Source organism: Pelomonas sp. BJYL3, assembly GCF_027257975.1.
Taxonomy (GTDB): Bacteria; Pseudomonadota; Gammaproteobacteria; order Burkholderiales; family Burkholderiaceae_C; genus Roseateles_B; species Roseateles_B flavus.
Map to the genome: position 1 here is coordinate 311,948 of NZ_JANZKX010000005.1, position 25,327 is coordinate 337,274.

21 protein-coding genes are annotated in these 25,327 nt (G+C 69.2%); 10 read left to right on the forward strand and 11 right to left on the reverse strand.

The features are described 5' to 3' along the window. Positions 1 to 20: 20 nt before the first annotated feature. The 4 genes from O9Y01_RS16985 (at position 21) to O9Y01_RS17000 (ending at position 4,463) form a co-directional block, all read left to right on the forward strand. Complete coding sequence (locus O9Y01_RS16985; RefSeq protein WP_269632781.1) at positions 21 to 1,481, forward strand: leucyl aminopeptidase; 1,461 nt, start codon at positions 21 to 23, stop codon at positions 1,479 to 1,481. 69 nt (positions 1,482 to 1,550) lie between these two features. Continuing rightward, positions 1,551 to 1,982, forward strand: coding sequence for a DNA polymerase III subunit chi (locus O9Y01_RS16990; RefSeq protein WP_269632782.1), 432 nt, complete (start codon positions 1,551 to 1,553; stop codon positions 1,980 to 1,982). After that, positions 1,979 to 3,046 carry a hypothetical protein gene (locus O9Y01_RS16995; RefSeq protein ID WP_269632783.1) on the forward strand — a complete coding sequence of 356 codons (1,068 nt, stop codon included), beginning with the start codon at positions 1,979 to 1,981 and terminating at the stop codon, positions 3,044 to 3,046. The genes O9Y01_RS16990 and O9Y01_RS16995 overlap by 4 nt, the downstream gene beginning before the upstream one ends. Positions 3,047 to 3,320: 274 nt before the next feature. Continuing rightward, positions 3,321 to 4,463: a branched-chain amino acid ABC transporter substrate-binding protein gene (locus O9Y01_RS17000; protein ID WP_269632784.1), complete on the forward strand. Its 1,143-nt coding sequence runs from the start codon at positions 3,321 to 3,323 to the stop codon at positions 4,461 to 4,463. A gap of 266 nt (positions 4,464 to 4,729) precedes the next feature. On the opposite strand, the gene lexA is transcribed toward O9Y01_RS17000, so the two are convergent. After that, positions 4,730 to 5,446: a transcriptional repressor LexA gene (gene lexA / locus O9Y01_RS17005; RefSeq protein WP_269632785.1), complete on the reverse strand. Its 717-nt coding sequence runs from the start codon at positions 5,444 to 5,446 to the stop codon at positions 4,730 to 4,732. A gap of 103 nt (positions 5,447 to 5,549) precedes the next feature. On the opposite strand from lexA, the gene O9Y01_RS17010 reads away from it, so the two are divergent. Beyond that, a complete protein-coding gene (locus O9Y01_RS17010; protein WP_269632786.1) occupies positions 5,550 to 6,503 on the forward strand; it encodes an asparaginase in 954 nt (317 codons plus the stop codon). A gap of 81 nt (positions 6,504 to 6,584) precedes the next feature. Here O9Y01_RS17010 and O9Y01_RS17015 read toward each other — a convergent pair whose 3' ends face one another. Continuing rightward, positions 6,585 to 7,010: an organic hydroperoxide resistance protein gene (locus O9Y01_RS17015; protein ID WP_269632787.1), complete on the reverse strand. Its 426-nt coding sequence runs from the start codon at positions 7,008 to 7,010 to the stop codon at positions 6,585 to 6,587. Positions 7,011 to 7,048: 38 nt separating this feature from the next. Continuing rightward, a complete protein-coding gene (locus O9Y01_RS17020; RefSeq protein WP_269632788.1) occupies positions 7,049 to 7,549 on the reverse strand; it encodes a MarR family winged helix-turn-helix transcriptional regulator in 501 nt (166 codons plus the stop codon). 166 nt (positions 7,550 to 7,715) lie between these two features. On the opposite strand from O9Y01_RS17020, the gene O9Y01_RS17025 reads away from it, so the two are divergent. Then, the gene (locus tag O9Y01_RS17025; protein WP_269632789.1) at positions 7,716 to 8,066 is read left to right on the forward strand and encodes a DUF1304 domain-containing protein; all 351 of its coding nucleotides are present in this window, start codon (positions 7,716 to 7,718) and stop codon (positions 8,064 to 8,066) included. 132 nt (positions 8,067 to 8,198) lie between these two features. Here the strand turns inward: O9Y01_RS17025 and O9Y01_RS17030 are convergent, their stop codons facing one another. The 8 genes from O9Y01_RS17030 to queF all read right to left on the reverse strand — a co-directional run bounded on the left by O9Y01_RS17030 (position 8,199) and on the right by queF (position 16,546). Beyond that, positions 8,199 to 10,148, reverse strand: coding sequence for an ATP-binding cassette domain-containing protein (locus O9Y01_RS17030; RefSeq protein WP_269632790.1), 1,950 nt, complete (start codon positions 10,146 to 10,148; stop codon positions 8,199 to 8,201). 7 nt (positions 10,149 to 10,155) lie between these two features. Continuing rightward, the gene (gene prmB / locus O9Y01_RS17035; RefSeq protein ID WP_269632791.1) at positions 10,156 to 11,028 is read right to left on the reverse strand and encodes a 50S ribosomal protein L3 N(5)-glutamine methyltransferase; all 873 of its coding nucleotides are present in this window, start codon (positions 11,026 to 11,028) and stop codon (positions 10,156 to 10,158) included. Next, positions 11,025 to 12,218: a succinyl-diaminopimelate desuccinylase gene (dapE, locus tag O9Y01_RS17040; RefSeq protein WP_269632792.1), complete on the reverse strand. Its 1,194-nt coding sequence runs from the start codon at positions 12,216 to 12,218 to the stop codon at positions 11,025 to 11,027. Before dapE ends, prmB begins: the two co-directional genes overlap by 4 nt. Then, positions 12,215 to 13,375, reverse strand: a complete 1,161-nt coding sequence (locus O9Y01_RS17045) for a PilT/PilU family type 4a pilus ATPase (RefSeq protein ID WP_269632793.1) — start codon at positions 13,373 to 13,375, stop codon at positions 12,215 to 12,217. Before O9Y01_RS17045 ends, dapE begins: the two co-directional genes overlap by 4 nt. A gap of 123 nt (positions 13,376 to 13,498) precedes the next feature. After that, positions 13,499 to 14,323, reverse strand: a complete 825-nt coding sequence (dapD, locus tag O9Y01_RS17050) for a 2,3,4,5-tetrahydropyridine-2,6-dicarboxylate N-succinyltransferase (protein ID WP_269632794.1) — start codon at positions 14,321 to 14,323, stop codon at positions 13,499 to 13,501. A gap of 80 nt (positions 14,324 to 14,403) precedes the next feature. Then, entirely contained in the window at positions 14,404 to 15,612 is a 1,209-nt protein-coding gene (dapC, locus tag O9Y01_RS17055) for a succinyldiaminopimelate transaminase (protein WP_269632795.1), read from the reverse strand. A gap of 25 nt (positions 15,613 to 15,637) precedes the next feature. Further along, entirely contained in the window at positions 15,638 to 16,063 is a 426-nt protein-coding gene (locus O9Y01_RS17060) for an SET domain-containing protein (RefSeq protein WP_269632796.1), read from the reverse strand. A gap of 54 nt (positions 16,064 to 16,117) precedes the next feature. Continuing rightward, positions 16,118 to 16,546, reverse strand: coding sequence for a preQ(1) synthase (gene queF, locus O9Y01_RS17065; protein WP_269632891.1), 429 nt, complete (start codon positions 16,544 to 16,546; stop codon positions 16,118 to 16,120). A 334-nt stretch (positions 16,547 to 16,880) separates the two neighbouring features. Between queF and smc the strand changes: the two genes are divergently transcribed. The 4 genes from smc to ligA are packed head-to-tail and all read left to right on the forward strand — an operon-like array spanning position 16,881 to position 25,285. Next, positions 16,881 to 20,393 (forward strand): chromosome segregation protein SMC, encoded by a 3,513-nt coding sequence (gene smc, locus O9Y01_RS17070; protein ID WP_269632797.1) that lies wholly within the window; start codon positions 16,881 to 16,883, stop codon positions 20,391 to 20,393. A 52-nt stretch (positions 20,394 to 20,445) separates the two neighbouring features. Beyond that, entirely contained in the window at positions 20,446 to 21,516 is a 1,071-nt protein-coding gene (locus O9Y01_RS17075; RefSeq protein ID WP_269632798.1) for a cell division protein ZipA C-terminal FtsZ-binding domain-containing protein, read from the forward strand. Between the two features lie 55 nt (positions 21,517 to 21,571). Next, positions 21,572 to 22,882 (forward strand): hemolysin family protein, encoded by a 1,311-nt coding sequence (locus O9Y01_RS17080; RefSeq protein ID WP_269632799.1) that lies wholly within the window; start codon positions 21,572 to 21,574, stop codon positions 22,880 to 22,882. A gap of 30 nt (positions 22,883 to 22,912) precedes the next feature. Continuing rightward, positions 22,913 to 25,285, forward strand: a complete 2,373-nt coding sequence (gene ligA, locus O9Y01_RS17085) for an NAD-dependent DNA ligase LigA (RefSeq protein WP_269632800.1) — start codon at positions 22,913 to 22,915, stop codon at positions 25,283 to 25,285. Positions 25,286 to 25,327: the final 42 nt, after the last annotated feature.

Here is a 25,327-nt window from a genome sequence, read left to right on the forward strand (position 1 = left end):
TTTACTAATTGCACCGCATTATGGACTTCCGTACTCAGTCTGCGTCCCTGGACGCCCTGGCCGGCATCAATGCCGACGCCCTGATCGTCGTGATCGCCGGTGAGGCCCTGCCGGCCAAGCTGGACAAGGCCGTGGCCGACGCGGCCAAGGACGCCATCAAGCTCGGCGATTTCGAGCTCAAGGCCGGCAAGACCCTGCTGGTGCAGCGCGCCGCTGGCGTGAAGAGCGCCCGCCTGGTGCTGGCCGCCGCTGGCAAGGCCAGCCTCAAGAGCGCCAAGGCCGCCGTGGCCGCCGCGCTGGGCCTGGTCAAGGCCCGCAATGCCGCCCATGCCGCCGTGATCTACCTCGGTTTCGAGGGCATGGACGAGGCCCTGGCCGAGCAGACCGCCCTGGCCGCCGCAGACGCCGTCTACACCTACCGCCACACCAAGCCCAGCGCGCCCGCCGCCTCGGCCCTGAGCAAGCTCACGCTGCTGGCCGACAAGGCCGCGGCCAAGGCCGTGAAGCTGGGTCTGGACCGTGGCCAGGCCATTGCCGCCGGTGTGGAACTCGCCAAGGAATGCGGCAATCGCCCGGGCAACTACGCCACGCCGACCTTCCTGGCCGAGCAGGCCAAGGCCCTGGCCAAGAGCCATGGCATCAAGGTCGAGGTGCTGGACAGGAAGGCCGTCGAGAAGCTGGGCATGGGCTCCTTCCTGTCGGTCGCCCAGGGCTCGGACGAGCCCCTGAAGTTCATCGTCGCCAAGTACGAAGGTGCGCCCAAGACGCAGGCGCCCGTGGTGCTGGTGGGTAAGGGCCTGACCTTCGACTCCGGCGGCATCTCGCTGAAGCCGGGCGCCGAGATGGACGAGATGAAGTTCGACATGGGCGGTGCCGCCGGCGTGCTGGGCACCCTGCGCGCCGTGGCCGAGCTCAAGCCCAAGCTGAACCTGGTCGTGCTGATCCCCTCCTGCGAGAACATGCCCAGCGGTAAGGCGCTGAAGCCGGGTGACGTCGTCACGTCCATGGCTGGCCAGACCATCGAGGTGCTGAACACCGATGCCGAAGGTCGCCTGATCCTGTGCGATGCGCTGACCTACGCCGAGCGATTCAAGCCCGCAGTGGTGGTGGACGTGGCCACCCTGACCGGTGCCTGCGTGATCGCGCTGGGCGCCGTGCGCTCGGGCATGTACGCCAGCGATGACGAACTCGCCGCCCAGCTGATGGCCGCCGGTGAACAGGCCCTGGACCCCTGCTGGCGCATGCCCCTGGACGAAGAGTACGAGGAAGGCCTCAAGAGCAATTTCGCCGACGTGGCCAATGTGGGTTCGCGCGCCGGTGGCTCCATCACCGCGGCCCTGTTCCTCAAGCGCTTCACCAGCAAGTACCGCTGGGGCCACCTGGACATCGCTGGCACGGCCTGGAAGAGCGGCGGCGCCAAGGGCGGCACTGGCCGGCCCGTGGGCCTGCTGACGCATTTCGTGCTGTCGCACGCCAAGTGAAGCGGAGGCGGCCGGTGGGCATGCGTGGCGTCGGCCGGGCCCGGTCCGTAGAGCGCGACGGAGGCCTGCATGGCCGCTGAAGTGAGCTTCTACACGGGTGTCTCCGACCGCCTGCATTTCGCCACCCGCCTGCTGCGCAAGGCCTATGGCAGCGGGGCGCAGGTCCTGGTGCTGGGGCCTGCCTCGCTGCTGTCGCGGCTGGATGCGGCCCTGTGGACGCAGGAACCCACCGACTTCGTGCCGCACCTGCTGCTGCGCGGTGACGTGGACGAGGCCTTGCTGAAGGCCACGCCCATCGTGCTGGCCGAGCGCCAGGATGCCGCGCCCCATTGCCGCACGGTGCTCAACCTGGGCGCCGACTTCATGGCGGATGTGGCCGCGCTGGATCGCGTGCTGGAGGTGCTGTCGAGCGAGCCGGAGCAGGTCCAGGCCGGCCGCCGCCGCTACAAGGCCTATCGCGAGATGGGTCTGGACATCAAGCATCACGAGGTCAATGCATGAGTTCGACCGGCACCCGCGTGGTGCCCACCCTGACCGAGGTGCTGGATGAGCAGCGCCTCTCCAAGCCCGTCTCGAACCTGAGCACCGAAGCCTGGCCCTCCGGTCGGCGCGGTGACGAGGAGCTGGTGCCCATCAGCCTGGACTGGGGCGACGAGCCCGCGGCCATCGAGGCTGCGGGGCATCACGCCGATGCGGGCGGTGTGATGACGCCCTGGCAGGTCGTGCAGCCCCGATCGGCCAGCGCGCTGCCGGACGACACGCCCTTCATCGACCTGTCCATCGACGTCGCCCCCGTGCAGGCGCCTGCCCTGGATGCGCAGATGCTGGACGTCTTCGCACTGCCCCCTTCGCTCGCCGCAGAGCCGGTGGGCAGCGCCGACCCCGCCTGGCCCGCCACCGAGCTCGAGGAGGCGCCACCGTGGGCTGCCGAGCCTGGCCTGTCTGTGCCGCAGGCGCTGGCCGCGCTCTTGCAGCCTGTGGGCGATGACGGGGTGGCCGAGGCCGCTGCATCCGCTTCAAGGGCCACGGTGGTGCCAACGGCCCTGGCGGGCGAGGCCCTCGAGGCCAGCGCCCTCAGTGCCATGGAGCCCGTGCCGCCTGCGCCAGAATTTGCACCGGCACCGGCTGTCGAGCCTGCGCAGGAAGCGGCCCTGCCGCCGTCGACAGCGGTGCCCGTCGAGGTGCCAGCCTCCGTGCTGAACATGCTGGCCGCAGCCGGTGCTGCGGCGGCGATGGCGCCCACGCCCCCGTTGCCCACGAGCGCGGTACTTCCGGGCGCCCCGGCCACCTCCCAGGCGCTGGATCCGGGCATGCATGCGGTCCGCCAAGGCGGCGAGCATGTGCCGGGCATCAGCGAGGAGCGTCTGCAGGCCATCCTCCAGCAGGCCCTGGACCGGCTGCTGCGCGACGAGCTGCCCAGTGCGCTGGTGGAGACGCTGATCCGCCTGTCGCCGCAGCTGTCGGAGTCCCTGATCGAATCGCTGAAGCCCAGCCTGCACCTGCACGTGATGGAGGCGCTCAGCGCCGAGTCCCTGTCATCGCACGAGGGCCGCTCCAAGGCTTGAGTGCGGCGCAGGCCGCAGGGAAGCTGCTGCGGCGAGGCCCCGTCCGCGGGCATGCCGCACCGGGCGCGGGCGTGCCCGCACAGGGCCGGTGAAAGCGTGGTCCGAGGTCAACCGAACAGCGGCCAGGGCGTTGGTGTGATCGGCGCAACGCAGACGCGACGCAGGCGGCTTTCCATGCTTTCCCCATAGAGGACGCCTCGGAATTGGAGTATGGTCTGCGGCGTTGAGCAATCGACAACATAACGCTCTCCTTCTTCCAACTCGGAGGTTATTCATGCAAGTCAAGTTGAATGTGGTTGTGGGTGCCGTCGCCCTGATGCTGGGCGGTGCTGCCATGGCTCAAGACCTGGTCGTGAAGATCGGTCACGTCGGTCCCACCAGCGGCGGCATTGCCCACCTGGGCAAGGACAATGAGTTGGGCGCCCGCATGGCCATCGATGAACTGAACGCCAAGGGCGTGACGATCGGTGGCAAGAAGGCCAAGTTCGAACTGCTGGCGGAAGACGACGCCGGCGATCCCAAGCAAGGCACGGCCGCAGCCCAGAAGCTGATGGACTCCAAGGTCAACGGCGTGATCGGCCACCTGAACTCGGGCACCTCCATCCCCGCGTCCAAGGTCTACAGCGACGCCGGCGTGCCGCAGATCAGCCCCTCGGCGACGAACCCCAAGTTCACCCGCAACGGCTACAAGACCGCCTTCCGCGTGGTGGCCGATGACGTGCACCTGGGTGGCACCCTGGGCAAGTACGCCGTGAACCAGCTCAAGGGCAAGGCCATCGCCGTGATCGATGACCGTACCGCTTACGGCCAGGGCGTGGCAGACGAGTTCGAGAAGGGCGTGAAGGCCTCCGGCGGCAAGGTCGTGGGTCGCGAGTTCACCAACGACAAGGCCACGGACTTCAGCTCCATCCTGACCTCCCTGAAGGGCAAGAAGCCCGACGTCATCTTCTTCGGCGGCATGGACGCCGTGGCCGGCCCGATGCTGCGCCAGATGAAGCAGCTGGGCATCGAAGCCAAGTTCATGGGCGGCGACGGCATCTGCTCGGGCGAGCTGCCCAAGCTGTCGGGCGGCACCATGGGTGACGGCCAGGTGGTGTGCGCCGAAGCCGGCGGCGTGGAAGGCGAATCCAAGAAGTCCATGGACGACTTCAAGGCCCGCTTCAAGGACAAGTACAAGGTCGAAGTGCAGATCTACGCACCGTACGTGTACGACGCGCTGAACGTGATGGTCGCCGCCATGGTGAAGGCCGGCTCGGCCGAACCCGCGAAGTACCTGCCGGTGCTGGCCAAGACCGAAGGCTACAAGGGCGTGACGGGCACGATCAGCTTCGACAACAAGGGCGACATCAAGAACGGCGCCCTGACCCTGTACACCTACAAGGGCGGTGCCCGCGAGCAGATCGCGGTCGTGCGCTAAGCATCAGTGCCTCGGCAGGCTCAGGCCTGCCGAGACCTGAAAGTCGAACGCCCACTTCGGTGGGCGTTTTTCGTTGCTGGCACGCCTGGCGAATGAGGGCTGGCAAGACCTGACCCCGTGCCAGGCCTGACCCGTGTTAGGTCAGGCTCCGTGCGATGCCTGACCTCGTGCAAGGCCGGCCTCGCACAAGACCTGACCCCACGTCAGGCCATGCCGCACCAAGCCACTTGCCAGAACGCAGACAAGTGGCCCGGCAGGCGCCGGGCTCAGAACTGATTGCGGATCAGCCCCACGGCCAGGCCCTCGATGGCGAAGGGTTCGTCGCCAGTGACGACGATGGGCTGGAAGTCCGGGTTCTCGGGCAGCAAGGTGATGTGCTGGCGCTCCTTGCGGAAGCGCTTGACCGTGACCTCATCGCCGATGCGGGCGACGACGATCTGGCCGTTCTTGGCCTCGGCACACTTCTGCACGGCGAGCAGGTCGCCGTCCATGATGCCGACGTCACGCATGCTCTGGCCGCGCACGCGCAACAGGTAGTCCGGTTTCCTGGCGAAGAGGCTGGGCTCGACGCTGTACTGCTGTTCGATGTGCTCCTGCGCCAGGATGGGCGCGCCGGCGGCCACGCGGCCCACCAGGGGCAGGGTCAGCTGGGCCAGGCCGGGAATGGGCAATGCAAATTGCGCATCGCTGCTGAGGGAATCGCGCAAGGTTTCGCGCATCGATTCCCTCATTTCGCGGGCCCTGTTGAGCGCCTTCAGCGCAGCCCCCGGCAGGCGAATGCCCCGCGAAGTGCCGCCCACCAGCTCGATCACGCCCTTGCGGGCCAGCGCCTGCAAATGTTCCTCGGCGGCATTGGCGGACTTGAAGCCCAGCTCGGCGGCGATTTCGGCACGGGTGGGCGGAGCACCGGTTTCCTCGATACTCTGGCGCACCAGATCGAAAATCTGCTGCTGCCGGGCGGTGAGTTTGGGGCTGGCGTCCACGGGCGACCTTTCGGTGATGGGGCTGGCGCTGGCCTCCAGCCCCGGGATTCATGAGATCTGGATATTCATCCAGTGGCTGTATTTTTATCCAGGACCTCGGAAATTGCAAAACAAAGTTGCGGACTTGATCGTCATCCTCGGCACCGGCGGCACCATTGCCGGCAAGGCCGCCCAGGCCAATGACAACGTGGGCTACAAGGCCGGTGAGATCGGCGTCGACGCCCTGGTGGCGGGCGTGCCCGGCCTGTCGGCCTTCAGGCTGGAGGCACGGCAGCTCGCCCAGCTGGACAGCAAGGACATGGACTTCCTGACCTGGCGCCGCCTGGCCCTGGCCGTGGAGGCGCAGCTGGCGCGCGAGGAGGTCCGCGGCGTGCTGATCACGCACGGCACGGATACCCTCGAGGAGACCGCCTACTTCCTGCACCGCGTGCTGGCGCCGCGCAAGCCGGTGGTGCTGACCGCCGCCATGCGCCCGGCCACGGCCTTGCAGCTGGACGGCCCCCAGAACATGCTGGATGCGGCCCATCTCCTGAACGATCCGGCGGCCTGCGGGGTGATGGTGTGCGTAGCGGGCCAGGTCTACGGCGCCGACCAGGTCCAGAAGGCCCACAGCTACCGCGTGGACGCCTTCCGCGGCCGCGACGGCACCGTGCTGGCGCAGGTGGAGGAGGGCCGGGTGCGCTGGCTCTCGCAGGCCCTGGCGGCTCCGCAGGCCATCGGCAGCGCCCTGCTGCCGGCGGAGGGCGAGGCCTGGCCGCGCGTGGAGATCGTGCTCAACCATGCCCATGCCGACGGCCGCCTGGTGCGGCTGCTGGCGCACGACGGCGTCGAGGGCCTGGTGGTGGCCGGCACGGGCAATGGCACGCTCAGCACGGCCCTGGAGCAGGCCCTGCTGGACGCGCAGGCTGCGGGTATCCAGGTACTGCGCAGCACGCGCTGCGATGGCGGGCCGGTGGCCGAGAACGGGCGCGGGCTTCCTGCGGCGGGCGGGCTCAGCCCGGTCAAGGCGCGGGTCGAGCTGCTGCTGCGCCTGCTGGGGGAGCCTGCGCAGTCCTGAGCGCGGCGCCTGGCTCCGCCGCAGCAATGAAAAGCCGGTCGCAAGGACCGGCTTTTTTCATGGGGTCAGGTCTTGACTGGTTCAGACCAGGGTCAGGCTGACGTCGATATTGCCACGGGTGGCGTTGCTGTAGGGGCAGACCTGGTGGGCGGCATCGATCAGAGCCTGGGCGGCGGCGCGCTCCATGCCGGGCAGGCTGATGCGCATGGCCACCTGGATGCCGAAGCCCTGCGGAATGGGGCCGATGCCGACGTCGCTGGTGATGGAAACGTCATTGGGCACGGCGATCTTCTGCTTGGCGGCCACGGCCTTGATGGCGCCGATGAAGCAGGCGGAGTAGCCGGCCGCGAACAGCTGCTCGGGGTTGGTGCCGTCGCCGCCGGCGCCGCCGAGTTCACGGGGCGTGGACAAGTCGATCTTCAGCTTGCCGTCACTGGATTCGGCCGTGCCCTGGCGGCCGCCCGTGGCGGTGGCGGTGGCGGTGTAGAGCACTTTTTCGAGAGCCATGATGAGTCCTTTCGTGGTGAGCCCGAGGGCGGGGGGTGTCAGGCAGCGTCCTGGACGCTGCGTTGGAGTTGATCGCGCAAGGCATGCAGGCGCTGGGTGAGGGCGGCCAGCTCGTCCAGCGAGCAGGCGCTGGCGCAGGCCAGGGCTTCGGGAATCTTGCGGGCCGGGGCCTTCAGGGCGCGGCCTTCGCGGGTCAGGCTCAGCAGCACGCGGCGCTCGTCCTGGGCGTCGCGCAGGCGCACCAGCAGCCCGGCCTGCTCCATGCGCTTGAGCAGCGGCGTCAGCGTGCCGGAGTCCAGCGTGAGGCGCTCGCCCAGGGCGCTGACGGACTGGCCGTCCTGCTCCCACAGGGCCAGCAGCACCAGGTACTGCGGATAGGTCAATCCCAGCGGCGCCAGCAGGGGCTTGTACAGCTTGGTCATCGCCAATGAGCTGGAATACAGGGCAAAGCACAGCTGGCTGTCCAGGCGCAGCCACTGGTCACGCGGGTCCGCGGCCTTGCTGGAACTGCTCTTGCGCGATGTCTTGTTCGATGCCATGGGGTGAACTGTAGACAACAATTAAATTGCACACAATCTAAATGGTCTTTCGAGCAAGGCCGTCCAGGATCCGGGAATTCCCGCGTGCCGCAGGTGACACGGCCGGGCGGTGGGCTGTGCAAAGATCGCGCCCCTGAGCATCCGCAAGTCGGGAAGGAGCGTTCGCATGCATGCAGTGGCATCCCTGCTGGTGGCCCTGGTGGGCCTGATCCACGTCTACATCCTGGTGCTGGAGATGTTCTGGTGGACGGCGCCTAAGGGCCGCAAGGCCTTCGGCCTCACGCCTGAGTTCGCCGAGGCGAGCAAGGTCCTGGCGGCCAACCAGGGCCTCTACAACGGCTTCCTGGCCGCGGGGCTCTTCTGGGGCCTGCTGCGGGCAGACGTGCCCACCCAGGGCTTCTTCCTGGGCTGCGTCTTCGTGGCCGGGCTCTACGGCGCGGCGACGGCCAGCCGCAAGATCCTGTTCATCCAGAGCCTGCCGGCTGCGCTCGCAGGGCTGGCGCTGGCGCTGGCCTGAGCCCGGCATCCGCGCCCTGGGGCGTTGGGTGCAGGCGCAGCGGTGGGCGCATCGCCTTGATAGGCATGGCAGGTGCGTCCCGCCGGCGCAGCCCTCAGCCCGGGGCATGTGCCTGCCGCCCGGCCGGACGGGTCACAGCCCGGCAGCGGTGGTGATGGCCTCGATCTGCTCGCTGAGCTCCAGCCAGCGCAGCTCCAGCTCGTCGATCTCATCGCCCACGGCCTTGAGGCGGCGGCCGCTCTCCGCGATGGCTGCGGGGGCGAGGGCGCCCGTGGCCAGCTCGGCCTCCAGGGACTCGCGCTCCTGGCTCAGCTTGGCCAGCTGCTTGTCGATGGATTCGATCTCCTTGCGCAGCGGCCGCGTCTGCTCGTTGAGCTTGGCGCGGGCCTGCGCGGAAGCCTTGCGGTCCTCCCGCTGATTGGCCGGACTTGCGCTGCTCTGCGCCTTCTGGGCCTCGGCGGCGCTGCGGCTGGCCTCCTTGATGGCCTTGGCGGCCTCGCGGGCGGTTTCCAGCAGCCAGCGCTGGTAGTCGTCCAGGTCGCCATCGAAAGGCGAGACCTGACCCTTGGCGACGAGCCAGAACTCGTCGCAGACCTCGCGCAGCAAGGCGCGGTCGTGGCTGACCAGCATCACCGTGCCCTCGAACTCATTGAGCGCCATGGACAGCGCCTCGCGGGTCTGCAGGTCCAGATGGTTGGTCGGTTCGTCCAGCAGCAGCAGGTTGGGGCGCTGCCAGACCAGCATGGCCAGCACCAGGCGCGCCTTCTCGCCGCCGGAGAGGCTGCCTACGGCCTGGTTGACCATGTCACCGGTGAAGCGGAACTGGCCGAGGAAGTCGCGCAGCTCCTGCTCGCGCGCCTGCGGGCTGACCTCCTTGGCCAGGCGGATCATGTGGGCCAGCGGGCCTTCATCGGGCCGCAGCACGTCCATCTCCTGCTGGGCAAAGTAGCCGATGGCCAGGCCCTTGCCCTCGGTGAGCGTGCCGGCGAGGGCCTTCTGCATGCGGGCGACGGTCTTGACCAGGGTCGACTTGCCCTGGCCGTTGGCGCCCAGGATGCCGATGCGCTGGCCGGCCAGCACGGTGCGGTTGATGTCGCGCACGATGGTGGTCTCGCCGTAGCCGCAGGCCACGTCACGCAGCGAGAGCATGGGGTTGGGCAGGGAGAGTGGCTCGCGGAACTCGAAGGCGAAGTCCGCCGAGGCCAGCACCGGCGCGAGGCGCTCCATGCGCTCCAGCGCCTTGACCCGGCTCTGCGCCTGCTTGGCCTTGGTGGCCTTGGCCTTGAAGCGGTCGATGAACTTCTGCAGGTGGGCGATGCGGTCCTGCTGCTTCTCGAAGGCCGCCTGCTGCTGCTCCATGCGCTCGGCGCGCATGGCCTCGAAGGCGGTGTAGTTGCCGCCGTAGCGGGTCAGCTTGGCCTCGTCCAGGTGCAGGGTGACGCGGGTGATGGCGTCGAGGAACTCGCGGTCGTGGCTGATGATCAGCAGCGTGCCCTCGTAGCGCTGCAGCCAGGCCTCCAGCCAGACCAGGGCGTCCAGGTCCAGGTGGTTGGTGGGCTCGTCCAGCAGCATGAGGTCGGCCGGGCACATCAGCGCGCGGGCCAGCTGCAGGCGCATGCGCCAGCCGCCCGAGAAGCTGTTCACCGGCGCATCCACCTGCGCGCCCTTGAAGCCCAGGCCCATCAGCAGGGCTTGCGCGCGGGCACGGGCATCGAAGGCGCCGGCATCGCTCATGGCGACATGGCCCTCGGCGATGCCGTGGCCGTCCCCCTCGGCCTCGGCCTTGGCCAGCAGCTCGCGGGCGGCCATCAGGCGGGTGTCGCCTTCCAGCACGAAGTCGGTGGCGGAGGCCTCGGTCTCGGGCATGTGCTGGGCGACCTCGGCCATGCGCCAGTGCTTCGGCACTTCCACATCGCCGCGGTCCGCATGCAGACGCTCGGTCAGCAGCGCAAAAAGGCTGGACTTGCCGGCGCCGTTGCGGCCCACGAGGCCGATCTTCTCGCCGGGTTGCAGCACCACGCTGGCATCGTCCAGCACGACCTTGGTGCCGCGTCGCAGCACCACATTCTTCAAGGTGATCATGTCTTGTTCAGTTGAGACCGGCGAGCAGGGCTTCGCGGGTCACGAGCAGCACCTGGTCCTCGCCGGCGCTGCATTCCATCCAGGCCACTTCCAGGCGGGGGAAGGCGGCTTCGAAAAACTCGCGCTCGTTGCCGATCTCCAGCACCAGCACGGCCCTGGCGTTCATCTGCGCCGGCGCGGTGGCGAAGAGCTTGCGCACGAAGTCCATGCCGTCGCTGCCGCCGGCCAGCGCCAGCTCGGGCTCGGCGCGGTACTCGGCGGGCAGGGCGGCCATGGACTGGCTGTTGACGTAGGGCGGGTTGCACAGGATGAGGTCGTAGGGGCCCTGCGCCGGGGCCAGCGCGTCACCTTGCAGCAGGCGGATGCGGCCGGCCAGGCCGTGCCTGTCCACGTTGATGCGTGCGACGGCCAAGGCGTCCTCGGAGAGGTCGATGGCATCCACCTGCAGGTCCGGCCAGGCCATGGCAGCCAGGATGGCCAGGCTGCCGTTGCCGGTGCACAGGTCCAGGGCCCGCGTGGTGCTGTCGGACAGCCAGGGGTCGATGGTGGCCTCGGCGATCAGCTCGGCGATGAAGCTGCGCGGCACGATGGCGCGCTCGTCCACGTAGAAGGGCACGCCCTGCAGCCAGGCCTCGCGGGTGAGATAGGCGGCGGGCTTGCGCGTGCGGATGCGCTCGTCCACCAGGGCCTCGATGCCGGCGAGCTGCGCGGCGTCCAGCAGGTCCTCCTCGTGGTCGCCCAGGCTGTCCAGCGGCAGGCCCAGCTTCCACAGGACCAGCCAGGCCGCCTCGTCAAAGGCGTTGGTGGTGCCATGCCCAAACGCGACGCCCGCCTTGACGAGGCGGGCGGCTTGGGCTTCGATGCAGTCGATCAGCTTCACAGCAGCAATTGTTCCAGGCAGAGGCAGTAGATGGCGGCCAGCGGGCCGACCTGGTCCACGGGCACGTATTCGTCGATCTTGTGAATGCTGGCGTTGAGCGGCCCGAACTCGGCCACCTGCGGGCAGGCCTTGGCGATGAAGCGGCCGTCCGAGGTGCCACCGGTGGTGGACAGCTCGGTCTGCACGCCAGTCACCTCGCGGATGGCCGCGCCCAGCGCGTCGCTGAGGCTGCCCACGGGCGTCAGGAAGGGCTCGCCGCTGAGGTTCCAGTCGAGCGCGTACTCGAGGCCGTGGCGGTCCAGCAGCGCATGGACGCGGGCCTTGAGGCTGTCCGGCGTCGATTCGGTGGAGAAGCGGAAGTTGAAGTCCAGCACCAGCTCGCCCGGGATGACGTTGGTGGCGCCGGTGCCGGCCGCGATATTGGAGATCTGGAAGGTGGTCGGCGGGAAGTAGCTGTTGCCGCGGTCCCATTCGGTGGCCGCGAGCTCGGCCAGGGCCGGGGCGGCCTGGTGCACGGGGTTGCGCGCCAGCTGCGGGTAGGCCACGTGTCCCTGCACGCCGATCACCCGCAGGCGGCCGGAGAGCGAGCCGCGGCGGCCGTTCTTGACCGTGTCGCCCAGGTGCTGGACCGAGGTCGGCTCGCCGACGATGCAGAAGTCCAGGCGCTGGCCGCGCGCCTTCAGCCGCTCCACGCAGACCACGGTGCCGTCCTTGGCCGGGCCTTCCTCGTCGCTGGTCAGCAGGAAGGCGATGCCGCCTGCCGGCGCCGGATGGCGCTCCAGGAAGGCCTCGCAGGCGGTGACCATGGCGGCCAGCGAGGTCTTCATGTCCGCCGCGCCGCGGCCATAGAGGCGGCCATCGCGGTAGCTGGGCACGAAGGGATCGCTGGACCAGGCACCCAGGGCGCCGGTGGGCACGACGTCCGTGTGGCCGGCGAAGACCAGCACCGGGCCATCGCTGGCGCTGCCCGGGCGCAGGGCCCAGAGGTTGCTGACGCGGGCGTCCTCAGGGCCGCTGTCCATGCGCTCCAGCTGGAAGCCCAGGGCGGCCAGGCGCGCGCCCAGCAGGTCCAGGCAGCCTTCGTCGCGCGGGGTCACGGAGGGGCGGCTGATCAGCTGCTCCAGCAGCTGCAGGGTGGGTTCGCCGAGGCGCTCGGCCAGCGCGCCGGCCTCGTTCACGCGGGGATTCATTCGGTGCGCACGTCCAGGGTGATGGAGGTGAAGCTGGCGGTGTCCTCTGCCGGCTCTTCCTTCTTCTTGTTGCCCTCGCCCTTGCCCAGTGCGGGGCCTTCGTTCTGCAGGCGCCACAGCAGGTTGGTCGGGGAGTCGGCAAAGGCCAGGCCCTCTTCCTTGCTGATGATGCCTTCCTTGATCAGGTGGGCGAAATGTTCCTCGAAGGTCTGAGAGCCTTCGGCGATGGACTTCTCCATCGCTTCCTTGACGCCGTTGAAGTCCCCGTGCTCGATCAGCTCGGCGGTGAGCTTGGTGTTGACCAGGATCTCGGTGACGGGCACGCGGCCGCCGGACTGCGCGCGCACCAGGCGCTGGGACACCACCGCCTTGAGGCCCGCGGCCAGGTCATTCAGCAGGGCAGGGCGGCTTTCCGGCGTGTAGAAGGACAGGATGCGGTTCAGCGCGTGGTAGCTGTTGTTGCCGTGCAGGGTGGCCAGCACCAGGTGGCCCGACAGGGCGTAGGAGATGGCCGCGGTCATGGTCTCACGGTCCCGGATTTCGCCGATCAGGATGCAGTCCGGCGACTGCCGCAGCGCGTTCTTCAGCGCCACGTGCAGCGAGGCGGTGTCCCGGCCCACCTCGCGCTGGTTGACCACCGAGCGCTTGTTGCTGAACAGGAATTCGACCGGATCCTCGATGGTCAGGATGTGCCCAGCCATGTTCTGGTTGCGTTGCTCCAGCATGGCCGCGAGCGTGGTGCTCTTGCCGGTGCCGGTGGCGCCCACCATCAGGATCAGGCCGCGCTTTTCCATCACCAGCTTGGAGAGGATGGGCGGGAGGTTGAGGCTGTCCAGCGAGGGGATGACGTGCGGGATGTGGCGGAACACGGCCGCGATGGAGCCGCGCTGGCGGAAGGCCGAGAGGCGGAAGCTGCCCACCTTGGAGATGGACACGGCCATGTTCAGCTCACCCGTTTCGTCCAGTTCAGCCAGGTTGCGGGCGTCCAGCACCTCGGCGATCAGCTGGCGCGGCTGGCTGGGCGTCAGCAGCTGGTCGGAGAGCTGCAGCATCTGGCCGTTGATGCGGATCAGCACCGGCATATTGGCCGAGAGATAGATGTCCGAGGCGCCCTTGTCCGCCATCAGGCGCAGGATGCGCTCCATGTTTCCGCTCATGCCACCGGCCTCCACCGCAAGTCAAAACGCATTTCAAAAAACAAACGGGCTCCGCCGCCCCGGAAGGCGCGCGAAGCCCGAATCATCGCCTAGTTTTGCGGGCCGCAGCCCGGGGAATGGTCCTCAGGCGCGCAACAGTTCGTTGATGCTGGTCTTGGCGCGGGTGCCCGCGTCGACCTTCTTGACGATGATGGCGGCGTAAAGGCTGTACTTGCCGTCCGCCTTGGGCAGGGAGCCGCTGATCACCACGGAGCCGGCGGGCACGCGGCCGTAGGTGACCTCGTCCTTCTCGCGGTCGTAGATGGGCGTGCTCTGGCCGATGTAGACGCCCATGGAGATCACCGAGTTCTCCTCCACGATCACGCCCTCGACCACTTCGGAACGGGCGCCCACGAAGCAGTTGTCCTCGATGATGGTCGGGTTGGCCTGCAGGGGCTCCAGCACGCCGCCGATGCCCACGCCGCCGCTCAGATGCACGTTCTTGCCGATCTGGGCGCAGGAGCCCACGGTGGCCCAGGTGTCGACCATGGTGCCTTCGTCCACATAGGCGCCGATGTTGACGTAGGAGGGCATCAGCACCACGTTCTTGGCCATGAAGCTGCCGCGGCGGGCCACGGCGGGCGGCACCACGCGCACGCCGGTGGCGCGCAGCTGGTCTTCACTGAGTCCGGCGAACTTGGTGGGGACCTTGTCGAAGAAGCCCAGGTCGCCGCTGCCCATGGCGCGGTTGTCATTGAGGCGGAAGGACAGCAGCACGGCCTTCTTGATCCACTGATGCACCGTCCACTGGCCCACGGCCTGGCGCTCTGCCACGCGCAGGCGGCCGGCATCGAGCTCGGCCAGCACATGGTCCACGGCCTCGCGCACGGCGGCGGGGGCGCTGCTGGGACTGAACTGGGTGCGGTCTTCCCAGGCTTGGTCGATGAGGGTCTGCAGGTCTTGGCTCATGGTGTTCTCAGGTCAGGAAGAGGGAAGGGAGGGGCGCCGCCGCGATGGCAAGGGGCGCCCCGGGCGCTGACTACCTGGCGTCAGGCTCGGTAGGCGCGGGTGAAATCGACGATACGGCGGGCCGCTTCCAGGCATTCGGCCTCCTCGGCGACCAGGGCCAGGCGGATACGCCCGCGGCCCGGGTTGACGCCGTGGGCCTCGCGGGCCAGCAGGCTGCCGGGCAGGACGGCGACATTGTATTGAGCGAGCAATTCGAGGGTGAAGCGGACGTCATCTCCGCCCGGCACGCCGGCCCAGAGGTAGAAGCTGGCATCGGGCAGGGCCACGTCCAGGACCTCGGCCAGCAGGGGCGTCACCGCGGCGAACTTGGCGCGGTAGGCGTCCCGGTTGGCAACCACGTGGGCCTCATCATTCCAGGCGGCGATGCTGGCGGCCTGCACCATGGGGTTCATGGCGCTGCCATGGTAGGTGCGGTAGAGCAGGAACTTCTTCAGCAGCGCGGCATCGCCGGCCACGAAGCCCGAGCGCAGGCCCGGCACGTTGGATCGCTTGGAGAGGCTGGTGAAGGCCACGAGATTGCGGAAGTCCGGGCGGCCCAGCTGCACGGCGGCCTGCAGGCCGGAGAGCGGCGCTTCGTCGCGGAAGTAGATCTCGGAGTAGCACTCGTCCGAGGCGATCACGAAGCCATGGCGGTCCGAGAGCTCGAAGAGCTGGCGCCATTCCTCCAGGGGCATGACGGCGCCCGTCGGGTTGCCGGGCGAGCAGACGTAGATCAGCTGGGTGCGGGCCCAGGTGGCGTCGTCGATCTGGCGCCAGTCGGCCGCGAAGTTGCGCGCCGGGTCGGAGTTGGCGAAGGCGGGCTTCGCGCCGGCCAGCAGGGCCGCGCCTTCGTAGATTTGATAGAAGGGATTGGGGCAGACGACGGTGGCGCCGGGGCGCGAGGCGTCGATCACCGTCTGGGCGAAGGCGAACAGCGCCTCGCGAGAACCGTTGACGGGCAGCACCTGCGTGGCCGGGTCGAGGGCCAGGCCATAGCGGCGCTGCAGCCAGCCGCAGATGGCCTCGCGCAGCCGGGGCTCGCCGGCCGTGGCCGGGTAGACGGAGAGGCCCGAGAGATGCGCCATCAGCGCGTCCTCGATCAGCTTGGGGGCTGGGTGCTTGGGCTCGCCGATCCCGAGGCTGATGGGGCGCAGGGCCGGGTTGGGCTGCAGGTCCTTCGTGAGGGCGCGCAGGCGCTCGAAGGGGTAGGGCTGCAGCGTGTCCAGCAGGGGGTTGTGAGGCGTTTGCATCCAGCGGGGCGCCGCTCGTGGCGGCTCAAAGACGACCCTGGCAATTGTCAGCCCCACAGTGGCATTCCAGCCGGCCTTCATGGTGGGTCAGGCCGTAGGACACGGTTATTTCTTCGCCAATCGCGATTTCGCGCAGGGCGAAGAAGCGCACCTCGCCGTCCTGCACGTCGATGCGGGCATTGGCCGCGCAGCTGTGGTTGGTGAAGCGCATGGCGTCGTCGGAGCGGCTGCAGTCGATGGCGCGCGAGGGCGAGAGCTCCACCAGCATCAGGCGCGGCCGGCCCTGGGCGCGGCGCCGGGCCTCGGCCACGGTGATGGACTCGCCCGTCAGGTCGCCGATGTGGCGGCCGGCGGCGATGGCCTCGTCCGCGAAGACGCCGAAGCCGTCGATGCGGCTGCGCTTCACGCGCACGGCGGCGTACTGGTGCAAGGGACTGGTGTCGAAGGCCATCTGGACGGCAATGAAGAAGGGGGCCGAAGCCCCCTCGATGCTGTGATGCCTGGCTTACAGCAGGCCGGTCTCGGCGCCGTGCTGGGGCAGGTCCACGCGGGGCTGGGGCTTCCAGCCCTTCTTGCGGTGCTCGACAACCACATTGGTGTAGATGCCGCCGCGCACGTACCACTTGGCGGTGATGCGGATGAAGCGCGGGTTGGTGACCTTCACGATGTCTTCCAGGATGGTGTTGGTCACCTTCTCGTGGAAGGCGCCTTCATCGCGGTAGGACCACATGTACATCTTCAGGCTCTTGAGCTCGACGCAGTATTCGTCCGCGATCATGTCGATCGTGAAGTGGGCGAAGTCAGGCTGGCCGGTCAGGGGGCAGAAGCAGGTGAACTCGGGCACCTGGAACTGGATGACGTAGTCACGCTGCGGGGCCGGGTTGGGGAAGACGTGCAGTTCCTTGCTGGGGCGCGAGGGCGGGTTCACCGGCATTTCGCGCATCTTGGGTGCGGCTTTGGTGACGGCCTTGGTGGATGCCTTGGTGGCGGGCTTTGCAGCGGCCTTGCTCACGGGCTTGGCGGCGGCGGTCTTGGTGTTCTTGCTCATGTGGATTCCAGGCCGGCGCCCGCCACTGACTTGGGCGTCAGCGCTGGCGCATGGGGAAGGATTTGGGGGAGGTGGGCGATGTTATCATCCGGCCCCGAGATTTGCCCCTGTTGAGGGGCATTTCTGTAAATAAATCAACGCCTTAGCTTCTGCTTCAGCGCCGGCTTCGGCGCAACGCCTCGTGCGGACTTCGGGATTCTTAGAGCCAGCCTAGCCGTCCATGCGCCTGAACTCGATCAAGCTCTCGGGCTTCAAGTCCTTTGCCGAGCCCACCAATTTCCAGCTGCCGGGGCAGCTGGTGGGCGTGGTCGGGCCCAATGGCTGCGGCAAGTCCAACATCATGGACGCCGTGCGCTGGGTGCTGGGCGAGAGCAAGGCCAGCGAGCTGCGCGGCGAGTCCATGCAGGACGTGATCTTCAACGGCTCCGGCAACCGCCGCCCGGCCAGCCGCGCCAGCGTGGAACTCGTGTTCAGCAACGAGGACGCCCGCGCCGGCGGCCAGTGGAACCAGTTCGCGGAGATCGCCGTCAAGCGCGTGCTGACCCGTGAAGGCGGCAGCAGCTACTTCATCAACAATCAGCCCGTGCGCCGCCGCGACGTGCAGGACGTGTTCCTGGGCACCGGCCTGGGCCCGCGCGCCTACGCCATCATCGGCCAGGGCACCATCAGCCGCATCATCGAGTCCAAGCCCGAGGAGCTGCGCCTGTTCCTGGAAGAGGCCGCGGGCGTCTCCAAGTACAAGGAACGCCGGCGCGAGACCGAGAACCGGCTCAAGGACACGCGCGAGAACCTCACCCGCGTGGAGGACATCCTCCGCGAGCTGAACAACAACCTCGAGAAGCTGGAGCGCCAGGCCGAGGTCGCCGCCAGCTACCGCTCCTTGCAGGACGCCGGCACGCTGAAGCTGCACCAGCTATGGTTCCTCAAGCACCGCGACGCCGCCACCGAGCAGGACCGCGTCAAGAAGGAGCACCTGGACGCCGTCAACGCCCTGGAAGCGCGCCTGGCCGAGCTGCGCGCCGTCGAGGCCGAGCTGGAGACCGTGCGCCAGGCCCACTACGCCGCGGGCGACGAGCTGCACGCCGCGCAGGGCCGCATGGCCGAGGCGCAGCTGGAGGTGAGCCGGCTGGAGGAGCGCATCCGCTATGTGGTCGAGGGCCGCCAGCGCGTCGAGAGCCGCCTGATCGAGCTGCAGGCCCAGAACCAGCAGTGGGAAGAGCGCGCCGCGCAGGCCGAGGCCGAGCTGGAAGACATCGCCGCGAAGATCGCCGAGGCCGAGGAGCAGAGCGAGATCCTCGCCGCCCAGGCCGAGGAGCAGGCCATGAACCTGCCCAACCACGAGGACGCGGTGCGGGCGCACCAGGCCCGGGCCAACGAGCAGCGCACCCAGGTCAGCCAGGTCCAGCAGCAGATCCAGGTCTTGGCCGCCGAGAGCCGCAACATCGACGAACAGAACCGCCAGCTGCGCACCCGCCGCGAGCGGCTGGCCACCGAAAGGCAAGGCCTGACCCTCCCGGACCAGGGCCGTCTCGAGGAACTGAAGGCCCAGAGCCTGGACGCCGACGAGCAGCGTGACCTCGCCGACGCCCGCCTGCACGAGCTGCAGGAGCAGGTGCCTCAGCTGGACGAGTCCCGCCGCGCCGCCCAGGACGACGCCAACCGCCAGCTCGCCCGCCAGGCCGATCTCTCGGCCCGGCTGGAAGCACTCAAGGCCCTGCAGGAAAAGGTGCAGACCGAGGGCAAGCTCAAGCCCTGGCTCGCGAAGCACGGTCTGGACGGTCTGGCCGGCCTGTGGACGCGCCTGCACATCGAGTCCGGCTGGGAGAACGCCCTCGAGGCCGCCCTGCGCGAGCGCATGGGCGCACTGGAGGTCGGCCGCCTGGAGACGGTGCGCGCCTTCGCCACCGACGCGCCGCCCGCCCGCCTGGCCTTCTATTCGCCGCCCGCCGCGGCCATCGCCAACACCCACGAGACCCTGCCGCGCCTCACGGACCTGCTGCGCCTGGACGACGCCGGCCTGAAGGCCCTGCTCAACGACTGGCTGGAGGGCGTCTACACCGCGGCGTCGATGGACGAGGCCCTGGCCGGCCGCGGCAAGCTCTCGCACGGCGAGGTCATCATGACCCGCGAGGGTCACGCGGTGAGCCAGTTCGCCGTCAGCTTCTACGCGCCCGATTCCGAGGCCGCCGGCCTGCTGGCCCGTGCGCAGGAAATCGAGAACCTGGGCCGCGAGCTGCGTGCCCAGACCCTGATCGCCGACGACGCCAAGACCCACCTGATCCGCGCCGAGGCCGCCTACACCGAGGCCTCGCAGCGCCTGGCCGCCGTGCGGCGCGAGGCTAGCGAGTCTCAGACCCGCGCCCACCAGCTGCATGTGGAGCTGCTGCGCCTCTCGCAACAGGCCGAGGCCGCCAGCACCCGCAAGGCCCAGCTGGAGGATGAGATCGCCGAGATCGACGCCCAGTCCGAGGAGCTGCAGGAGCGCCGCATGACCGGCGAGGCCCGCTTCGAGGAGCTGGACCTGCAGCTGGCCGACACCCAGGAGCGCCATGCGCAGCTGGAAGAGGGCGTGATCGCGGCCGAGCGCAAGCTGGCCGAGGCCCGCGAGCAGCTGCGGGCGCTGGAGCGCCGCGCGCAGGAATCGCAGTTCGCCGCCCGCGGCCTCGCCGCGCGCCGGGGCGAGCTGCAGCGCGGCATCGAGACCGCCGGCCAGCAGATCGCGCAGAACAAGACCTCCGCCGAGAACCTGCAGACCGAGCTGGACACGCTCAACGACGCCGCCGCCCAGGCCGGCCTGCAGGACGCGCTGGCCCTCAAGATGGAGCGCGAACAGCAGCTGGCCGCCGTGCGCAGCAGCTATGACGACCTCAGCCTGCGCCTGCGCCGCGCCGAGGAGCAGCGCCTGAGCTTCGAGCGCAGCCTGGAGCCCCTGCGCGAGCGCATCACCAAGCTGCAGCTGGACGAGCAGGCCGCGCAGCTGGGCGGCGCCCAGTACCTGGAGCAGCTGAGCGCCGCAGGCGTGGACCTGGAACAGCTGGCCAGAACGGTCGAAGAGGGCGAGGTCAAGCTGTGGGGCCTGCAGAGCGAGATCGACCGCATCAACCGCGAGATCGCCGCCCTGGGTGCCGTCAACCTCGCCGCGCTGGACGAGCTCACCGCGGCGCGCGAGCGCAAGACCTTCCTGGACTCGCAGTTCGGCGATCTCACCAGCGCCATCAACACCCTGGAAGACGCCATCCACAAGATCGACCTGGAGACGCGCGACCTGCTGTCCGCCACCTTCAACCAGGTCAACGAGCATTTCGGCCGCATGTTCCCCAGCCTCTTCGGCGGCGGCAACGCCAAGCTGGTGATGACGGGGGACGAGATCCTGGACGCCGGCGTGCAGGTCATGGCCCAGCCGCCGGGCAAGAAGAACAGCACCATCCACCTGCTCTCGGGCGGCGAGAAGGCGCTGACGGCCATCGCGCTGGTGTTCGCCATCTTCCAGCTGAACCCGGCGCCCTTCTGCCTGCTGGACGAAGTGGACGCGCCGCTGGACGACGCCAACACCGAGCGCTATGCGCGGCTGGTCGCGCAGATGAGCGCGGGCACGCAGTTCCTCTTCATCTCGCACAACAAGATCGCGATGGAGATGGCGGAACAACTGATCGGGGTGACCATGCAGGAGCAGGGCGTGTCCCGTATCGTGGCGGTGGACATGGAAGCCGCCCTGACCATGGCAGAGAGCTGATGAGGACTATTGCAGTGGACCGCTTGGCGTGTGAAGTGATGGAGGTCGGGGCATGACGCTGACCGCAATGCTGGCCATCCTGGGCGGCCTGGTGCTGGCCGCCGTGATTGCCCATGGCGCCTGGACCGCCCGCAAGGCCGGCCCCAGGCGTGCCGACCCGCCGCAGGAGCCCGGCCTGGGCGAGCGCCAGGAGCCGGGGCTGGGCGAAGCCCGAGCAGCCGTGGGCGAGCCTTTCGCCGAGGACCCGGGCATGGCGGACACCGTGCCCATGCCCGGCCGCCACCCGCTGCCGCGCAAGCCTTCGGCCCGGATCGACGCCCTGATCGACGCCATCGCCACCGTCACCGTGGAACTGCCGGTGAGTGGCGAGATGGCGCTGTCCCACCTGCCCGGCAGCCGCCGCGCCGGCACCAAGCCCTTCCACATCGAGGGCCTCAATGCCGAGACGGGGGACTGGGAGCTGCCCGCGCCGGGCCAGCGCTACAGCGAGTTCCAGGCCGGCGTGCAGATGGCCAACCGCAGCGGTGCCCTGAACGAGATCGAGTACTCGGAGTTCCTCCAGAAGGTGCAGGGCTTCGCCGACGGCATCACCGGCTTCCTGCAGGCCCCCGACATGCTGGACGTGGTGTCGCGGGCACGCGAGCTGGACCAGTTCGCCAGCGAACACGACGCCCAGCTGGCCGTGGTGCTGCGCGCCAAGACGGCCGCCTGGACCCTGGGTTATGTGCAGCAGATGGCCCTGCGCCACGGCTTCGTGCCCGGCGCCATTCCCGGCCGCCTGGTGCTGCCTGCGGCGGAGGAGGGCGCGCCGCCCGTGCTGCTGCTGAGCTTCGAGCCCCAGGCCGCGCTGGCCGAGGACCCGGCGGCCAGCAGCCTGCGTGAGCTGACCCTGTCCCTGGACGTGCCCCAGACACCCGAATCCCTGGAGCCCTTCGCCGCCTGGCAGGAGTGCGCCCGCCAGCTGTCCCGCGACTTCGAGGCCGACGTCTGCGACGACCGGGGCCAGGTCTTGCCCCTGGTGGCCTTCCAGCACATCGGCCAGGAGCTCTCCACGCTCTACAAGGCCCTGGCCTCGCGCGACCTGGCCGCGGGCAGCCTGGCGGCGCGGCGGCTTTTCAGCTGACCCAGCCGGTAGTGGCAGGACTACACTGGGGGCCCGCCACTCCTGACGCCCGCCCTTGAGCACCAGCCTCCTGCTCATCGCCCTGCTGATCGCCGCCAGCGCCTTCTTCTCGATGGCCGAGCTGTCCCTGGCGGCCTCGCGCCGCCTGAAGCTGCGCCAGCTGGCCGAGGAAGGGGATGAGCGCGCCGAGCGCGTGCTGCAGGTTCAGGAGCAGCCGGGCCACTACTTCACCGTGATCCAGATGGGCGTCAACACCGTCGCCATCCTGGGCGGCATCGTGGGCGAGGGCGCCTTCACGCCACATTTCGCACAGGCCCTGTCCCTCGTGATGGCGCCCGAGCAGGCGCAGACCCTGGGCTTTGCGGCCTCCTTCGCGGTGATCACTGCGCTGTTCATCGTGCTGGCGGACCTTGTGCCCAAGCGCCTGTCCATGAACGAGCCCGAGCGCGTGGCCCTGGTGCTGGTCGGGCCCATGCTGGCGCTCGTGAGCCTGCTCAAGCCCCTGGCCTGGGCCTTCAGCAGCCTCACCGAAGGCCTGATCCGGCTGATGGGCCGGCCGGCCACGCGGGACAACAGCATCACCCATCTCGACATCCTGGCCCTGGCCGAGGCCGGCAACGAGGCCGGCGTGGTGGCCGATGCCGAGCACCAGGTCATCGAGAACGTCTTCGAGCTGGACACCCGCACGGTGGAAAGCAGCATGACTACCCGCGAGCGCGTGGTCTTCTTCAGCCTGGACGACGACGACGCCCTGGTGCGCAACCGCATCGCCGAGGAACCGCACTCCACCTACCTCGTCTGCGACGGCGAGATTGACCAGGTGGTGGGCTATGTGGACGCCACCGACCTCTTCCAGCGCGTGCTGCGCGGCGAGCGCATCGAGCTGCGCGGCAGCAGCGGCCTGATCAAGAAGGTGCTGATCGTGCCGGACCGCATCACGCTGTCCGAGGTGCTGGCCCAGTTCCGCCAGGCACACGAGGACTTTGCCGTCATCGTGAACGAGTACAGCCTCGTGGTCGGCGTGATCACGCTCAATGACGTGATGAGCACCGTGATGGGCAGCCTCGTGAGCCCACACGACGAAGAGCAGATCGTGCGCCGCGAGGACGGCTCCTTCCTCGCCGACGGCATCACGCCCATCCCCGATGTGCAGCGCGCCCTGGGCCTGGAGGCCTGGCCGCATGCCGGCCAGTACGACACCCTGGCGGGCTTCCTGATGGTGATGCTGCGCCGCATCCCGAAGCGCACCGACCATGTGCTGTGGGAGGGCTGGCGTTTCGAGGTGATGGACGTCGACAGCCACCGGGTCGACCAGGTCATGATCGCGCGCGACGAAAGCCCCTCCGCAGGGGGGAGCCTCGGCTGAGGCGCCCGGCCTTGGGCACAATCGCTGCCCATGAGCCAGAACGATCTTTTCGCCGCCCCCCCTGAAGACGAGGCCACGCCCGTCGAGCGCGCCGCCCGCCTGCGCGAGCAGCTGAACCACCACGCCCATCTCTACTATGTGCTGGACGCGCCCGAGCTGCCGGACGCCGAATACGACCGCCTCTTCCAGGCCCTGCAGGCCCTGGAGGCCGCGCACCCGGAGCTGCTGACGCCGGACTCGCCCACGCAGCGCGTGATCGGCCGCGTGCTCGACAACTTCATCCCGGTGCAGCATGCGGTGCCCATGCTCTCCATCCGCACCGAGACCGACACCGAGGCCAGCGGCGCCGAGAACTTCGACGCCCGCGTGCGCCGCGAGCTGGGCCTGGGCGCGGGCGATGCGCCGGTGGAGTACGCCGCCGAGCTCAAGTTCGACGGCCTGGCCATGAATCTGCGCTACGAGCAGGGCGTGCTGGTGCAGGCCGCCACCCGCGGGGACGGGCAGACCGGTGAGGACGTCACCCAGAACATCCGCACCATCGGCCAGATCCCGCTGAAGCTGAAAGGCCAGGCGCCGGAGGTGCTGGAGGTGCGCGGCGAGGTCTACATGCGCCGCGACGACTTTGACCAGCTCAACGAGAAGCAGCGCGCCAAGGGCGAGAAGACCTTCGTCAACCCGCGCAATGCGGCGGCCGGTGCGGTGCGCCAGCTGGATCCCGCCATCGCCGCGCAGCGCCCCCTGAGCTTCTTCGCCTACGGGCTGGGCGAGGTGCGCGGCTGGACCCTGCCCGCCACGCACAGCGGCCTGCTGGACGCCCTGGCGGCCTTCGGCCTGCCCGTCTGCAAGGACCGCGCCGTGGTGCAGGGCGCGGCCGGCCTGGTCGCCTTCCACCGCGAGATGGGCGAGCGCCGTGACGCGCTGCCCTTTGACATCGATGGCATCGTCTACAAGGTCAACAGCCTGGCCCTGCAGCAGCGCCTGGGCTTCGTGACTCGCGAGCCGCGCTGGGCCGTGGCCCACAAGTACCCGGCCCAGGAGCAGATGACGCGCCTGCTGGACATCGACATCCAGGTCGGCCGCACCGGCAAGCTCACCCCCGTGGCCAAGCTGGAGCCCGTCTTCGTGGGCGGCACCACGGTCAGCAATGCCACGCTGCACAACGAGGACGAGGCCCGGCGCAAGGACGTGCGGGTGGGAGACACCGTCATCGTGCGCCGCGCCGGGGACGTGATTCCCGAGGTGGTGGGCGTGGTGCTGGAGCGCCGCCCCGCGGACGCCAGCGCGCCCTTCGACCTCTACCAGCGCCTGGGCGGCCACTGCCCCGTCTGCGGCAGCGGCATCGCCCGCGAGGAGGGCGAGGCCGACTGGCGCTGCACCGCCGGCCTGTTCTGCCCGGCCCAGCGCAAGCAGGCCCTGCTGCACTTCGCCAGCCGCCGCGCGATGGACATCGAGGGCTTCGGCGACGAGATCGTCTCCGCGCTGGTGGACGGCGGCCTGGTCAAGACGCCGGCCGATCTCTTCCGGCTCCAGCGCGAGCAGCTGATCGGCCTGCGCCTGGCCGGCGGCAGCAGCCTGCAGGCGCTCAGCGCCGACAACCTGCTGGCCGCCCTGCAGGCCGCGCGCACGCCGGCCCTGGGCCGCTTTCTCTTCGCGCTGGGCATCCGCCACGTGGGCGAGAGCACCGCGGCGGCCATCGCCAAGTTCTACGGCAGCTGGCAGGCCTTCCTGGCCACCGGCCGTCATACGCCACGTCTGATCCCTGACATCGGCAAGGAGGTGGCCGAGTCCATCGCCGCCTTCAATGCCGAGCCGCACAACCGCGAGGTGGTGACGGCCATGACGGGCCCTGAGGCGCAGGTCCAGCCTTCACAGCTGTCGCCGTCGGTGCGCGTGCCGTTGAAGCAGCTGCTGGCCCTGGTGAAGGCGGTGGATGGAGAGGAGGGCGGCCGGCGGCTCAAGGGCATCGGCGGGGGCAGCATCGAGCGCCTGGCCGAGGCCTGCGGCACGCCGCAGGCCCTGGTGCAGGCCTCGCTGGCCGATGCCACGCTCGAATCGGCCCGCCTGGCCTTCGGCGAGCTCCTGGTGCAGCCGCTGTGGGCCGCGACGGTCGCGGAGCTGAACGCGCTGGGCAATGTCTGGGAGAGCGCGCCCGCCCAGCCCGAGGGGCAGACCGGCGTGGCCGGGCTCACCTTCGTGCTGACGGGCACCCTGCCGACACTCTCACGCGACGCGGCCAAGGCGCTTATCGAGGCGGCGGGTGGCAAGGTCAGCGGCTCGGTCTCGAAGAAGACGCACTACGTCGTCGCGGGCGAGGAAGCCGGCTCCAAGCTGGACAAGGCCCGCGAGCTGGGCGTCACCGTGCTGGATGAGGCGGCGCTGCAGGCGCTGCTGAAGTCCGGCTGAGCCCGGCAGTGCTGGCCCCATGGCGGTATGCGCCGCCGCGGG